This window comes from Marinobacter sp. ANT_B65 (assembly GCF_002407605.1).
Classification (GTDB): Bacteria; Pseudomonadota; Gammaproteobacteria; order Pseudomonadales; family Oleiphilaceae; genus Marinobacter.
The window spans coordinates 232,271-244,858 of sequence record NZ_NXGV01000001.1; the positions used below are offsets into that span (position 1 = coordinate 232,271).

A 12,588-nucleotide genomic window follows, 5' to 3' on the forward strand; every position below is an offset into this window, starting at 1 on the left:
GTTGGTAAGGCGCAGTTACATCATGTAGTTGATTCGAAAAACGTTACCTTCAGGGTCCAGGAGCACTGCCTGATACCAGTTGTAGTAGGTTTTGTAGGGTTCCTTGATGATGGTGGCACCTGCGGCCAGAGCCTTGGGCACGAACTCGTCAACTTCTTCCTGGCTGTCGACATCTATGTTGAGAAGAAACTTGCAGCCTTTAGTGTCCGAATACTCGTCCAGTTTCAGAAGCTCATAGGCGTCTGTCGCGTTAAAGCCGATGCAGGAGCGACCTGTGTCCAGCCCACGGAAAATGGGCGAGCGGATTTCAGGAATTTCCTTGAATCCGAACAGGTCCCGGTAAAAAACGCTCAGGCCCTCAATGTCGTCGGCAAAGATGTTTACATAAGAAAGCGTGCTCATTTCAGGCAACCTCCTGGGTACCACCAAAAGTGGTCTGTTTAACGAACTTGGATTTGAGGTGATCGCCGGAACTGACCGGGGGGTAGGTTGCCTTGCCATTTTCGTCCAGGCAGCTTGGCAGGCATTCGATCATGGCGTCGTAGTTGGGCTGATGGAAAAAAACGATGGACTGGCGTGGGTGAGCCGTACTTGCATCCAGCGGCGGGTTGACGACACGGTGCAGGGTAGAAATCCACTGGTCGTTGGTCCAGCGCATCATGAGATCGCCGATATTGACCGCGAAGCTGTCCTCTGCGTAAGGCACACTCACCCAGTCCCCGTTCCGGTTACATACCTGGAGGCCGCCTGGAGAGTTATCCGGTTTGACAATAGTCAGGCTGCCATAGTCGGTGTGGGCGCCAGCACGCATCTGGCCTTCCTCTATATTGGAGCCCATGTTGGGGTAACTGAGGGTCCTGAGCATGCTGATTTCTTTGTCGATCTTGTCGTCGAAGAAATGCTCATCAAGCTTCAGGGAGAGAGCAAAAATGCGCATCAGCGAACGGGCCAGGCTGCTCATGGCGTCGAAATACTCGGCGTAGGCTGCCTTGAAGCCTTCGATGGTTTCGGGCCAGACGTTCGGGGCAAAGTGGGGGCCTGCAGCGGCTCCTCGATGGTAATCATCTTCGGGCACATCGGTAGGCCCTATAGAAAATGACTCCTTCAGGTCCCCGGGAGCTGCTTCTTCCATAGAGTAGGACAGGCTTTCTTCTGCTACTGCGCTATAACCGCGCACCATATCGGGGCTGGGGCGGTCTACTTTGCGTTTTTCAGCCATGGGCAGCTGGAAAAATTTCTGGCTCAGAGAGTAAACGCGCTCCACCAGATCCCTGGGGATGCCATGGTTGGTAATTACCAGGAAGCCGATATCCTTACAGGCCCTGTCGATTTCTTTTGCCACCTGCTCTTTGCCTTCAGGGGTACCCTCGAAATACGGGGCAAGGTCAATCGTTGGTACGTGTTGTAACTGCATGGTACACACCCTCCTTTCAGTACTGTTGTGGCGAGAAGGGCCTGGCGTTGGCCAGAAAAACGGATTCTCGCTTGCTGAAAGACTCAGCAGCAAGTGTGCCAGTTTATTAAATTACATAAAAAACAGCGTCTTAGGTTTTTAGCGAGGTTTTATGCGGATCAAATGGTCTGGATTAGAGTGCATGGTTCTGAGTTAGGCTCAAAGATAGGCACAAAATGGGGGCGGGAGGTTTCCCTGATACAGATCAGGTGGTTTTTCGAGGGGTTACACCATTCAGGATGATCGTTTCGAGACTGATCAGCGTTTCTTTAAAGAAGCCGGGGTCGTCCAGAGTCTTCCCGGCGACGGCTTCGACCTGAACGCGAAAGTCTGCGTAGTGCTGGGTTGTTGCCCAAAGCGAGAAAATCAGGTGATAGGGTTCTACGGCGGTCAGTTTGCCCTGGTCAATCCACGTCTGAATAACTGCAATTTTGTTCTCCACCAGGTCGTGAAGTGGCTGTTGCAGTTCTGTCAGCATCAGTGGGGCTCCCTGCATGACTTCCATGCAGAAAAGGCGGGATTCCGCCGGGTGGTCACGGGAGAATTCCAGCTTGACCCTGAGATAGTCCCGTATGGCTTCTATCGGGTCCCGGTCTTCCGTAAAGGATCTGAGCGGCTTGAGCCACAGGTCCAGAAGGCTTCGTAGTACGCTGACATAAAGCTCTTCTTTATTGTTGAAATAATAGAAAAGGTTGGTTTTCGATACATCTGCCAGCGAGGCTATCTGTTCGATGCTTGCTCCGTGCAGTCCGTACTTTGAGAAGGTTGCCAGTGCGGCTTCAAGTATAACCGCGCGTTTTCTTTCACTGTTGCGAAGTCTTCTGTTAAGTGATGCAGCAGACGGCACCCGCTGTTGCTTGCGTGAAGGCTGTCGGGCTGGTTCCTTGCCTTTAATGCTGGCACTCACATGACTCTCCGCTGTTTGAATCCGGGGCTCATTCTAGCACCGGAATCTGCAATGAATAGGTCCTTTGATCGTTTCATTGACCTTGCCCCAAAAACGAACGTGGTGCACAAACCAAGTGCTCTAAAGCAGACCATATGGTCTGAACCTTCTCTTGTTTATTTCCTACTTCACTGAAAATAAAGAATAAAACAACTTATGGCCGGTATTGTGCTGAAGCTTGACTCAAGAGTGGTGTTTCTAGCGTCACCATAAAACCGGAACCGTGAGGTGAAACAGATGAGCGAACAGATGAATATCGGGGTCTTCATTCCTATCGGCAACAATGGATGGTTGATTTCAAAGAACTCGCCGCAGTACATGCCGACCTTTGAGTTGAACAAAGAGATCACCCAGAAAGCTGAAAGCTATGGCTTTGACTTTGCACTGTCGATGATCAAATTGCGCGGTTTTGGGGGAGAAACGGAGTTCTGGGAGCATAACCTGGAGTCTTTTACCCTGATGGCCGGCCTGGCAGCGGTCACCAGCAAGATCCAACTGTTCGCTACTGCAGCCACACTTACCATGCCTCCGGCAATTGTTGCCCGTATGGCCTCCACCATCGATTCCATTTCGGATGGCCGTTTCGGGGTTAATCTGGTAACCGGGTGGCAGAAACCTGAATACTCCCAGATGGGCCTGTGGCCAGGGGATGAGTTCTTTGGTTCCCGTTACGAATATCTGGGTGAGTATGCACAGGTATTGAGGGATCTCTGGGCCACTGGCCGCAGTGATTTCAAGGGTGAGCATTTCCAGATGGACGACTGCCGGGTAAGCCCCCTTCCCAAGGCAGATATGAAGGTTATCTGCGCCGGCCAGAGCGAGGCTGGCATGGCGTTTACGGCCAAATATGCCGACTACAACTTCTGTTTTGGCAAGGGCGTGAATACCCCGACTGCCTTTGCACCGACAGTGGAACGCCTGGTAGAGGCTATCGAAACATCCGGCCGTGATGTCAGCTCTGTTGCCCTGTTTATGATTATTGCTGACAAAACCGATGAGGCCGCGCGTGCGCGTTGGGAATTCTACAAGGAAGGTGTCGATGAGGAAGCTGTGGCCTGGCTGGGTACTCAGGGCGCGGCAGACAAGACGTCGAAATCTGATACCAACATTCGCCAGATGGCAGACCCTACTTCTGCAGTAAATATCAACATGGGCACACTGGTTGGTTCCTATGAGAACGTTGCCCGGATGCTGGATGAAGTGTCCACCGTGGATGGTGTCAGCGGTGTCATGCTCACCTTTGATGACTTTGTTCAGGGCATTGAAGACTTTGGTAAATACATCCAGCCACTGATGACGAGTCGTGTCCACGTAACGGGTCAGGTGGAGGAGGCCGTATGAATATCGCAACCGAAAAGTCAGGTTACGCCCTTTGTACCGGTGGCGAAGCAGTACTTGAGCTGCCGGGTAGGCCAGAGCCGCTGCACATGCGTGCCAGTGAAACAGCACTGATTGTCGTTGATATGCAGAATGCTTACTCCACCATTGGCGGCTATCTGGATAAAGCCGGTTTTGATGTGTCTGCGACTGGCCCGGTTATCCAGCAAATCAAACGGGCCATTTGCGCGGCAAGAGCAGCCGGTATACCTGTGATCTTCTTCCAGAATGGCTGGGACCCGCAGTACGTTGAGGCGGGCGGCCCGGGCTCTCCGAACTGGTACAAGTCCAATGCCCTGAAGGCTATGCGCAAGGAACCAGAGCTTAATGGCAGTCTCCTTGCCAAGGGTACATGGGACTACGATCTGGTAGACGAACTGCAGCCGCAGGCGGGCGATATAGTTATACCAAAGCCCCGTTACAGTGGCTTTTTCAATACTGCCTTTGACAGCATCCTGCGCAGTCGTGGTATCCGCAATCTGGTGTTTACCGGTATTGCTACCAACGTTTGTGTTGAATCCACCCTGCGTGATGGCTTCTTTCTGGAGTACTTCGGAGTGGTTCTTGCCGATGCCACCTACCAGGCCGGGCCTGAGTTCATTCAGCAGGCGGCTCTGTACAACATTGAAACCTTCTTTGGCTGGGTATCCAGTACCGACGATTTCTGCAATACGTTTGGCTCTTCAAGCGAAACAGCAACATCCACCCAGTCTCAAACCAGCCCTGTATAAACAACGGAGATTTATCATGCCTAAAACATCCATTATTCCAGAAGGTACCGGCAAGCCGCTGGCACCCTATGTACCTGGCTCCATGGCTAACGATGTACTTTATGTTTCCGGAACCCTGCCGTTCGACAAGGACAATAACGTAGTTCATGTGGGTGATGCTGAAGCCCAGACCCGGCACGTGCTGGAGGCTATCAAAGGCGTTGTTGAAGCGGCGAATGGCACCATGGATGACGTTACTTTCAACATGATTATGGTGACGGACTGGGACAACTATGACGCAGTCAACAAGGTCTATGCCGAATACTTTCCGGGTGAAAAACCTGCCCGTTATTGTATCAAGTGCGGTCTGGTCAAGCCGGATGCTCTGGTGGAAATCGCCAGTATTGCGCACGTAGGAAAATGATGAACGGTACAGCCGGTGCACTCTACTGGGAGACCTGTGGCCCGGAAGACGGTGAAACGGTCGTGTTGAGTGCCGGTCTGGGAGGTTCAGGTAAATACTGGGCTTCCCAGATACCGGCACTCGCTGAGCGCTACCGGGTTCTGGTTTATGACCAGTTTGGCACTGGTCGCAGCCCGGGTGAGGTGCCGGAACTCTATACTGTTGCAGATATGGCGGCAGAGCTCGATGTGCTCCTCGCAGAAACTACCGCCGGCCCGGTGCACTTTGTAGGCCATGCACTTGGCGGGCTGATAGGCCTTGAGCTGGCGCGGCTCTCACCGGAACGGGTAGGAAGCCTGCTGCTGATAAATGCCTGGGCAGAGCCTAATGCCTATTCCAGCCGTTGTTTCTCTGTTCGTCGCAAACTGTTGATAAGTGAGGGGCCAGAGGCGTATCTGGAGGCCCAGCCTCTGTTTCTCTACCCCCCGGTGTGGATTGCGGAGAACAGCGACTGGCTTGAGCAGGAAACTGCTCACCAGCTTGCAGGCTTTCCGCCGCCGGAGAATCTGTTACATCGCCTGCGGGCCCTGCAAGCCTGGAAAATAGCTCCTGAGGAGCTGGCGGAGGTGCAGGCAGGCTCCCTCGTTCTGGCCACCAGGGATGACGCCCTTGTGCCCTGGAATTGTTCCCAGAAACTGGCCGCAGGATTGCCGTGCTCCAGCGTACAGCTTTTACCGGCGGGCGGACATGCGATCAATGTCACTGAGCCGGAACGGTTTAATGCGCTGATGCTCAACCATCTCCGGAAATACCGCCTGCCCACGGCAACCATAACGACTCAGGAGGCTTCATGAGCCAACAACTGGAAACCAGAGCTCTCGACCAACTGTTTTCCGAGGCCCGCACCCATAATGGCTGGCAGAGCCAGCCGGTAACCGATGAGACCCTGCGTCAGCTCTACGAGCTGGTAAAAATGGGGCCTACGTCGGCCAACTGCAGCCCGGCCCGGTTTGAGTTTATTTGTAGTGACGATGGCAAGAAGAAGCTGGAGCCGTGTCTGTCCAGTGGCAATCGGGAAAAGACAATGACGGCGCCGGTAACGGTCATAGTGGCATATGACGAAGAATTCTATGAACGCCTGCCAGAGCTGTTTCCCCACGGTGATGCCCGCAGCTGGTTTACCAGCAGCCCGGAAATGGCACATGAAACGGCCTTCCGGAACAGCTCCATGCAGGCGGCTTATCTGATTCTGGCGGCACGCTCTCTGGGCCTGGACACTGGCCCAATGTCTGGTTTCGATCCCGGGAAAGTGAATGAGGCTTTTTTCGCCGGTACCAGCTGGAAAGTGAATCTTCTGATCAATCTGGGCTATGGCGACCCGGAGAAACTCTACGACAGATTAATGCGGCTTGAATTCGATGACGCCTGTCGCCTGTCCTGAAAGGAGAAAACCATGAAACCACAGCAGCAACTTCGTGAGGTTATGGCCATGCCACCCCAGGTGGACAAGCAGACATTCCGGGACGCCATGTCGACACTGGCTGCAGCCGTGAATATTGTGACTACGGACGGGCCAGGTGGTCGCGCGGGGTTTACCGCAACGGCAGTCTGCAGTGTCTGCGATGAGCCCCCCACGTTACTGGTCTGCCTGAATCGGGGTGCCTCGGTTTACGATGCATTCAGCGACAGTCAGAACCTGTGCGTTAATACTCTTGCAAATAGTCAGTCTGACTTGTCAGGCATATTTGGAGGGAAGTCTGAGATGGAGCAGAGATTTGCGGCTGCAGACTGGACTACGGCGGTTACGGGTGCACCTGTGCTGGAAGGTGCCCTTATCAGTTTTGATTGTACGATCAGTAAACGGGTAAGCGTAGGAACCCACGATATCCTGTTTTGTGAAGTTGCCAGTGTCAGACAGCAGGAAGAGGTTGGCAGTCTGGTTTATTTCGATCGTGGTTATCACCAACTGAAATCCAGTCGATAAGTAGCAGATACAGCCAGGCCAGAGCCCGGCTGCATTGTTGTTCATCTGAGTAAATAGTTATGCAGGGGGTGTCTGCATCACACTGACGTGAGCGGCCACCACCTTCCAGCCTTCAGCGAATCGGACCCAGGTCTGCATCTGGCGGCCCAGATTGTCTGTTTCGCCATCCCGGAACTGAGTGCTGACGGTGGCGAAGGTGTCACCAAAGGTAGTTACCACCGTGCCATGAAGGGTCCGGCCCGGCCCTACTGGCTGGCATTGCCGCCTATAAGCTTCGATAGCGTCGGCGCCGTAGAGATTTTCGGCAACGCCAAAGCGGACCGTGAATTCAGAACTCCAGAAATAGCCGTCAAGTACCTCCAGTTTGTTATCGAGCAGGGCCTTTTCATAGGTCTCGAAGGCATAGGTGACGCTGGCAACTGCGTCGGGTGCATTGACGATCAGGTCAGTCATTATGGATCTCCGGGGATGCTGGGGTAGATGCGGAGGAAGGCTTGGCCATGTACTGGCGCCAGCCTCCTGTAGCACTGATATCTGTGGCGCCTTCTATGCCGCAGGGTTCGCAGATAAAGCCGGTACACCAGGAACCATCTTCAAGCTCCAGCTGGCCGATGCCCAGAGGGTGAGGGATACCGGCTACAAACGTGCCAAACCTGTCTTCCGGTACCCGCCATACTTCTACCTCAATGGAGAAACCTGTGTCCTCAGATCTCACCAGTCCAGGTCGATACGGTGGGCCTCCTGCCAGTGCATAGAAGCGGTAGCGGGGGGCTGTGCGGGTTTGTCTGACCAGAACTGCGTCGCGTTCGGTTAACTGGCTGTTCAAAGGGTACCCTTCCAGGTGGGCGCCGCAGACTGCAACATCCAGTGTGTTCGGGATTCCGGACAGGCTCTCCTTTGGCAGCGGGTCAGTGGTTGCACCAACTGTTTCTGTAACCCGTTGGTGGAGCTCGTTGGCCAGACTGCTTAGTACGGTATCGCTCCAGGCTGGGCCAAACAGGGTGACACCCCACGGCATGTTGTTAGCCAGGGATCCAGCAGGAACGGACACTGCCGCGTAGTCCAGCAGATTCATGAAGTTGGTAAATGCGCCGAGGCGGGCATTGAGTGCTATGGGGTCGGCGATCATGTCGGCTATGGTGCAGGGGCCGGGGCAGGTGGGTGTAATGATTGTGTCCACCCCTGCCAGGATACGGTCGGCCTCTTGTTTCAGTGTCGCGAGCCGGTACTGGGCACGAAATGCGTCGCTGGCGGAAAGCTTGTCGCCATTGGCCACGATATCGCGGACCACAGGGTTGATCATCGCAGGATTGTCTACGAGTTCGCTGATAGCCAGTTGTCGCTCTGTAACCCAGGGGCCATCATAGAGTAACTCTGCGGCCTCGGAGAAAGGGCGAAAGTCGATTTCCACAGCTTTCCCGCCAAGGGCTTCGAGATGTTCGACAGCGGCTTCGAAAAGCCCTTTTGCTTCCTGGTATTCCACCAGTCCAAGTTGATCCGCAGGGGGTATACCGAACGTAAAGGATTCGCCGATCAGGCGGCTGGGTGGTTGGCGATTTTTTTGCCAGGGGTCGTCCGGGTTATGTGTGTCCGCCAGAGTCAGAACCTGATTGGCCTGAACCATGGTGCGAGCGAAGATCGATACGCAATCAAGGGTCTGGCAAGCAGGCACAACCCCTTCAACGCTCAGCCGTCCCAGGGTGGGCTTGAGACCGGCGATATGGTTGAGTGCTGCCGGTACCCGGCCAGAGCCTGCGGTATCGGTACCCAGAGCAAAGCTCACCATGCCCAGTGCCACGGCCACTGAAGAACCTGCTGACGACCCGCCGGAGACCCAGTCTCCATCAAAGGCATTACCACAGGGTCCGAAGTCAGAGCGGGTGCCGTTGAGCCCGGTAGCGAACTGATCCAGGTTGGTCTTGCCCACGGGGATGGCCCCTGCGGCCAATAACTGTCTGACTACGAACGCGCTGTCCTCCGGAAGAATGTTCACATGCCGGTTTGCCACGGTAGTCGGGATCCCCTTCAGGTGGATATTGTCCTTGATGGCAAAAGGTACGCCATACAGTGGTAATGATTCCGGTGCTTTGCCATCAAGGAATTGCAGAAAGGGTTCACGCTCTTCCGGTGTCAGGTAGTGAATCCAGATATTGCGGTCGCGGAAAGCCTCCTGATAGTCGTCGAGCTTCGCCAGCAGTGCTCTGGGAGTCATGTCTCCGGAGCGGTACAGGTGTTGGAGATGATCAATGTCGAGCCTTACAGGTGGTGTAAATCGTTGGTTCATAACGCCTCCAGTCGTTGGAGCAAGCTTTCGGAATCAGTAACGGCACCGAAGACGCCGCCCTGCATCTGGATCATCTTGATAGCATGGTCGTGATTCGCCGGATCTGTCGCGCCGCAGCAGTCTTCTACCAGCACACACTCGAAGCCCCTGTCATTGGCATCGCGCATGGTAGTGTGAACGCAGACATCGGTGGTGATGCCGGTCAGTACCAGGTTCTGGATACCCCGGGTCTTGAGGATCAGGTCCAGATCGGTGGCATAAAAAGAGCCTTTGCCGGGTTTGTCGATGATCGGTTCGCCTGCAAGGGGAGCCAGTTCCGGAATGATTTCCCAGCCGGGTTCGCCCCGAACCAGAATGCGCCCGCATGGGCCAGGGTCACCAATTCCTGCGCCGATCTGCCGGGAACGCCAGCGCTTGTTGGCCGGCAGGTCGCTGAGGTCGGGGCGATGCCCCTCACGGGTATGGATCACTGGCATGGCCAGGGCACGAAAGCGGGCCAGGAGTTGGCGGATGGGATTGATAGGAGCCCGGGTAAGGGAGAGGTCATAGCCCATGGTGTCGACATAGCCGCCCTTGCCGCAGAAATCTGTCTGCATATCGATAATGACCAGGGCGGTGTTGGTCTTGCCCAGGTTGTTGTCCCAGGGCCAGGCATAAGGGCGGGAATTCAGTGTTGTGGTCATGGCTGATGGCTCCATAATTGGTCAAACGGTTGAAAGGGCTTCAAGGAGTTGTCCGGAGGTCGCCGTAGCACCGAACAGCCCACCCTGCATTTCTGTCATGGTGAATATGGCGTCCCGGTGCCGGGTTTCGGTGGCGGCGGTGCAGTCCCGCAGAATCAGTGTCTCAAGTCCCCGGTCGTTGGCATCACGGATGGTGGTGTGTACGCACACATCGGTGGTCAGGCCAACGACGATGAGGTGAGTAATGCCTCGCAACCGCAGAATGTGATCCAGATCGGTAGCGTAGAAGGCGCCCTTGCCTGGTTTGTCGATTACGATTTCACCAGGGGCGGGCGCCAGTTCCGGAATGATTTCCCAGCCGGGTTCGCCGCGCACCAGAATTCTGCCCAGCGGGCCGGCATTGCCGATACCGGGACAGACCTGTTCGCTGCGCCATTGCTTGTTGGCAGGCAGGTCCACCAGCTCCGGTCGATGACCTTCACGGGTGTGGATGACCAGCGCCTCCGGCAGCTTTCGGAAAGCTGCCAACACGCGCTGAATGGGATCAATGGTTGCTCTCGCGGGAGTCAGATCGACCCCCTGGGAGTCGATGTAACCTCCCGGAGCGCAGAAGTCTTTCTGCATATCGATAACGATCAGCGCCAGTTTCCGAGGCTCTACCGGTGCTATGCAAGGCCACGCATATGGCCTTGCATCTGCTACCGTGAAGGTTGCCGCTTCGCTCACTTAAGCCGCCCCTGTACGCCTTGCACCAGGAAGTCCATCTTCTCGGTTTCTTCAAGGGTCATGGTGTCACCTTCCTTGACGATCACTTTCCCATCCTGACCAAACACCGGGCCGGCCCAGACCTGAAGCTCTTCATTCATGATTGCTTCCCGACGATCCAGTACGGTCTGTTGGTCCTCTTCGCTGACGGCACTGCCGAAATCGCTAAGCTTGGCGGCCTCGGTCAGCAGGTCGCCGCGCAGGTGCTCGGATTTCCAGCTGCCGTCTTTAGCAGAATTGACGATATTTACCATCATCGGGCCCCAGTTCCAGATGGCGCCAACCAGCCAGCCTTTCGGTGCGAACTGGCTCGCGTCGGCATGGTAGCCCACGGAGTAGACACCCCGGCGCTCAGCTACCTGAACATAGTTAATGGGGGAGTCCACATGGCCGGTCAGTACATCGGCACCGCCGCTGATCAGGGCTTCTGCTGCTTCAGCTTCCCGGGTCGGGTCCGACCAGCTGGAAGTCCAGATCACGGAAGTGGTGACCTCTGGATTCACGCTCTGGGCGCCCCGGGTGAAGGCATTGATGTTACGCAGTACCTGCGGGATCGGGTGCGCGGCGATAAAGCCAAGTTGGTTGGTCCCGGTGGTCAGGCCAGCAGCGACACCCGCCAGGTACATGGCCTGGTCGATCTCGGCAAAGTAGGTCATCAGGTTATCGGAGGTCTTGAGGCCACCGGAGTGGGCAAAGTGAACGTCGGGATACTTCTCGGCAACCTTCAGCGCGTGGTCAAGGTAGCCGTAGCTGGTAGGGAAGACCACCTCCACGCCGGAACGGACCATGCGTTCCATAACGCGCTGAACATCTGCGTTCTCCGGAATGTTCTCGAAGTACACAGTTTCCACGTCGTCCATGTGTTCTTCCAGGTAAAGCCGGCCCTGTTCCTGAGCATAGTTGTAGCCATAGTCAGACTTCGGGCCAACGTAAATAAAACCAACCTTGGTCTCTGCGGCGGCCTGGACGCTGATTGCCAGGATAGAAGTAGCGAGTAGAGTGCGGATTACTTTTTTCATGGAGATTCTCCGTTTGATAATGTCTGGTTGGTTATCGGGCATTTTGGAATACCACCCTGAGACCGGCTGGCATGCCGCCACCGCTTGCCTTGAGGCCGCGATAGCTGAGCATCAGCACGCTCAGGGGGATCATGTAAGGGAGGGTTGCCAGCAGGTAGGGAGAAATATTCACGCCCCAGGACTGCAGTTTCAGGTTGAGGGCTTCGGAGGCGCCAAACAGCAGGGCCGCTGGTAATGCGTACCAGGGGTTCCAGCGGGCAACAATTACCAGGCCGACAGCAACCAGCCCCCGGCCTGCGGTCATGCCTTCGACCCAGTTGGCGGTGTAGTCCACCGCCAGTGCAGCGCCGGCAAAACCTGACATCAGACCACCAAAGGCAATGGCTGCCAGTTGATAGTGCATCGGGTTGTGCCCGAGGTTGCGGGTGATGTCCTGGGATTCACCGGTGGAGCGCCAGCGCAGGCCGGTGCGGGTCCGGAACAGGAAAATGGAGATAACCGGGATCGCGAGCAGGGTGAGCAGCACAGTTGGAGTGATGGGGCCAAGAAACTGGCCGAGCAGCGGAATATCGCTGACGAACGTATGGTTCAGATTGCCCAGGGTGTCGATCTTGTCGCCTACGAAAGGCGTGCCATAGTAGGCACTGAGACCACTGCCGAGAACCAGTACCGCAACGCCGCTGGCAATCTGGTTGGCGCCACACCCGAGTACAAGTATGGCGTGCACCATTGATAGTGCGATGCCGGCAAAGCAGGCGGCCATAACGCCCAGCCAGGGATCGCCGGTCACGGACGCTACCGCGAAGCCGGTCATTGCGCCCAGCAACATCTGACCTTCTACTCCAAGGTTGATAACACCACTGCGCTGGGTCATGGCCTCGCCAAGCACCACGGCGAGCACCGGTGTGGCACTGCGCAAGGCAGCAAACAGAAGGGTAAGGAGTTCAGTTGTAAAGTATTCCAT

15 protein-coding genes are annotated in these 12,588 nt (G+C 55.6%); 6 read left to right on the forward strand and 9 right to left on the reverse strand.

Annotated features, from left to right (window positions below):
• Positions 1-15 precede the first annotated feature (15 nt).
• From CPA50_RS01045 to rutR, 3 genes are all read right to left on the reverse strand, one after another.
• A complete protein-coding gene (locus CPA50_RS01045; RefSeq protein WP_096780648.1) occupies positions 16-402 on the reverse strand; it encodes a VOC family protein in 387 nt (128 codons plus the stop codon).
• Between the two features lies 1 nt (position 403).
• Complete coding sequence (locus tag CPA50_RS01050; protein WP_096780649.1) at positions 404-1,414, reverse strand: isopenicillin N synthase family dioxygenase; 1,011 nt, start codon at positions 1,412-1,414, stop codon at positions 404-406.
• 244 nt (positions 1,415-1,658) lie between these two features.
• Positions 1,659-2,360, reverse strand: coding sequence for an HTH-type transcriptional regulator RutR (gene rutR, locus CPA50_RS01055; protein ID WP_227519437.1), 702 nt, complete (start codon positions 2,358-2,360; stop codon positions 1,659-1,661).
• 288 nt (positions 2,361-2,648) lie between these two features.
• Between rutR and rutA the strand changes: the two genes are divergently transcribed.
• The 6 genes from rutA to rutF are packed head-to-tail and all read left to right on the forward strand — an operon-like array spanning position 2,649 to position 6,873.
• Positions 2,649-3,740, forward strand: coding sequence for a pyrimidine utilization protein A (gene rutA, locus CPA50_RS01060; RefSeq protein ID WP_096782271.1), 1,092 nt, complete (start codon positions 2,649-2,651; stop codon positions 3,738-3,740).
• On the forward strand, positions 3,737-4,507 hold the full coding sequence (gene rutB / locus CPA50_RS01065; protein ID WP_096780650.1) for a pyrimidine utilization protein B: 771 nt from the start codon (positions 3,737-3,739) through the stop codon (positions 4,505-4,507). Before rutA ends, rutB begins: the two co-directional genes overlap by 4 nt.
• Positions 4,508-4,523: 16 nt before the next feature.
• Positions 4,524-4,910, forward strand: a complete 387-nt coding sequence (rutC, locus tag CPA50_RS01070; RefSeq protein ID WP_096780651.1) for a pyrimidine utilization protein C — start codon at positions 4,524-4,526, stop codon at positions 4,908-4,910.
• The gene (gene rutD / locus CPA50_RS01075; protein WP_413772139.1) at positions 4,907-5,743 is read left to right on the forward strand and encodes a pyrimidine utilization protein D; all 837 of its coding nucleotides are present in this window, start codon (positions 4,907-4,909) and stop codon (positions 5,741-5,743) included. The genes rutC and rutD overlap by 4 nt, the downstream gene beginning before the upstream one ends.
• Complete coding sequence (locus tag CPA50_RS01080) at positions 5,740-6,330, forward strand: malonic semialdehyde reductase (RefSeq protein ID WP_096780653.1); 591 nt, start codon at positions 5,740-5,742, stop codon at positions 6,328-6,330. Before rutD ends, CPA50_RS01080 begins: the two co-directional genes overlap by 4 nt.
• A gap of 12 nt (positions 6,331-6,342) precedes the next feature.
• Positions 6,343-6,873: an NADH-dependent FMN reductase RutF gene (rutF, locus tag CPA50_RS01085; RefSeq protein WP_202971726.1), complete on the forward strand. Its 531-nt coding sequence runs from the start codon at positions 6,343-6,345 to the stop codon at positions 6,871-6,873.
• A 57-nt stretch (positions 6,874-6,930) separates the two neighbouring features.
• Here rutF and hpxZ read toward each other — a convergent pair whose 3' ends face one another.
• The 6 genes from hpxZ to CPA50_RS01115 are packed head-to-tail and all read right to left on the reverse strand — an operon-like array spanning position 6,931 to position 12,588.
• Entirely contained in the window at positions 6,931-7,326 is a 396-nt protein-coding gene (gene hpxZ / locus CPA50_RS01090; RefSeq protein ID WP_202971727.1) for an oxalurate catabolism protein HpxZ, read from the reverse strand.
• Positions 7,319-9,157 (reverse strand): allophanate hydrolase, encoded by a 1,839-nt coding sequence (gene atzF / locus CPA50_RS01095; protein WP_096780654.1) that lies wholly within the window; start codon positions 9,155-9,157, stop codon positions 7,319-7,321. The genes hpxZ and atzF overlap by 8 nt, the downstream gene beginning before the upstream one ends.
• Positions 9,154-9,840: a cysteine hydrolase family protein gene (locus CPA50_RS01100; RefSeq protein WP_096780655.1), complete on the reverse strand. Its 687-nt coding sequence runs from the start codon at positions 9,838-9,840 to the stop codon at positions 9,154-9,156. Before CPA50_RS01100 ends, atzF begins: the two co-directional genes overlap by 4 nt.
• Before the next feature lie 21 nt (positions 9,841-9,861).
• The gene (locus tag CPA50_RS01105) at positions 9,862-10,566 is read right to left on the reverse strand and encodes an isochorismatase family cysteine hydrolase (RefSeq protein ID WP_202971728.1); all 705 of its coding nucleotides are present in this window, start codon (positions 10,564-10,566) and stop codon (positions 9,862-9,864) included.
• Positions 10,563-11,624 carry a BMP family ABC transporter substrate-binding protein gene (locus CPA50_RS01110; RefSeq protein ID WP_179397126.1) on the reverse strand — a complete coding sequence of 354 codons (1,062 nt, stop codon included), beginning with the start codon at positions 11,622-11,624 and terminating at the stop codon, positions 10,563-10,565. Before CPA50_RS01110 ends, CPA50_RS01105 begins: the two co-directional genes overlap by 4 nt.
• Before the next feature lie 31 nt (positions 11,625-11,655).
• Positions 11,656-12,588, reverse strand: a complete 933-nt coding sequence (locus tag CPA50_RS01115; protein ID WP_096780657.1) for an ABC transporter permease — start codon at positions 12,586-12,588, stop codon at positions 11,656-11,658.

What these genes read in the sequence shown, in the direction of transcription:
- CPA50_RS01045 (WP_096780648.1), bottom strand. Translation starts at nt 402, where the DNA reads ATGAGCACGCTTTCTTATGTAAACATCTTTGCCGACGACATTGAGGGC.
- CPA50_RS01050 (WP_096780649.1), bottom strand. Translation starts at nt 1,414, where the DNA reads ATGCAGTTACAACACGTACCAACGATTGACCTTGCCCCGTATTTCGAG.
- rutA (WP_096782271.1), top strand. Translation starts at nt 2,649, where the DNA reads ATGAATATCGGGGTCTTCATTCCTATCGGCAACAATGGATGGTTGATT.
- rutB (WP_096780650.1), top strand. Translation starts at nt 3,737, where the DNA reads ATGAATATCGCAACCGAAAAGTCAGGTTACGCCCTTTGTACCGGTGGC.
- rutC (WP_096780651.1), top strand. Translation starts at nt 4,524, where the DNA reads ATGCCTAAAACATCCATTATTCCAGAAGGTACCGGCAAGCCGCTGGCA.
- rutD (WP_413772139.1), top strand. Translation starts at nt 4,907, where the DNA reads ATGATGAACGGTACAGCCGGTGCACTCTACTGGGAGACCTGTGGCCCG.
- CPA50_RS01080 (WP_096780653.1), top strand. Translation starts at nt 5,740, where the DNA reads ATGAGCCAACAACTGGAAACCAGAGCTCTCGACCAACTGTTTTCCGAG.
- rutF (WP_202971726.1), top strand. Translation starts at nt 6,343, where the DNA reads ATGAAACCACAGCAGCAACTTCGTGAGGTTATGGCCATGCCACCCCAG.
- hpxZ (WP_202971727.1), bottom strand. Translation starts at nt 7,326, where the DNA reads ATGACTGACCTGATCGTCAATGCACCCGACGCAGTTGCCAGCGTCACC.
- atzF (WP_096780654.1), bottom strand. Translation starts at nt 9,157, where the DNA reads ATGAACCAACGATTTACACCACCTGTAAGGCTCGACATTGATCATCTC.
- CPA50_RS01100 (WP_096780655.1), bottom strand. Translation starts at nt 9,840, where the DNA reads ATGACCACAACACTGAATTCCCGCCCTTATGCCTGGCCCTGGGACAAC.
- CPA50_RS01110 (WP_179397126.1), bottom strand. Translation starts at nt 11,624, where the DNA reads ATGAAAAAAGTAATCCGCACTCTACTCGCTACTTCTATCCTGGCAATC.
- CPA50_RS01115 (WP_096780657.1), bottom strand. Translation starts at nt 12,588, where the DNA reads ATGGAATACTTTACAACTGAACTCCTTACCCTTCTGTTTGCTGCCTTG.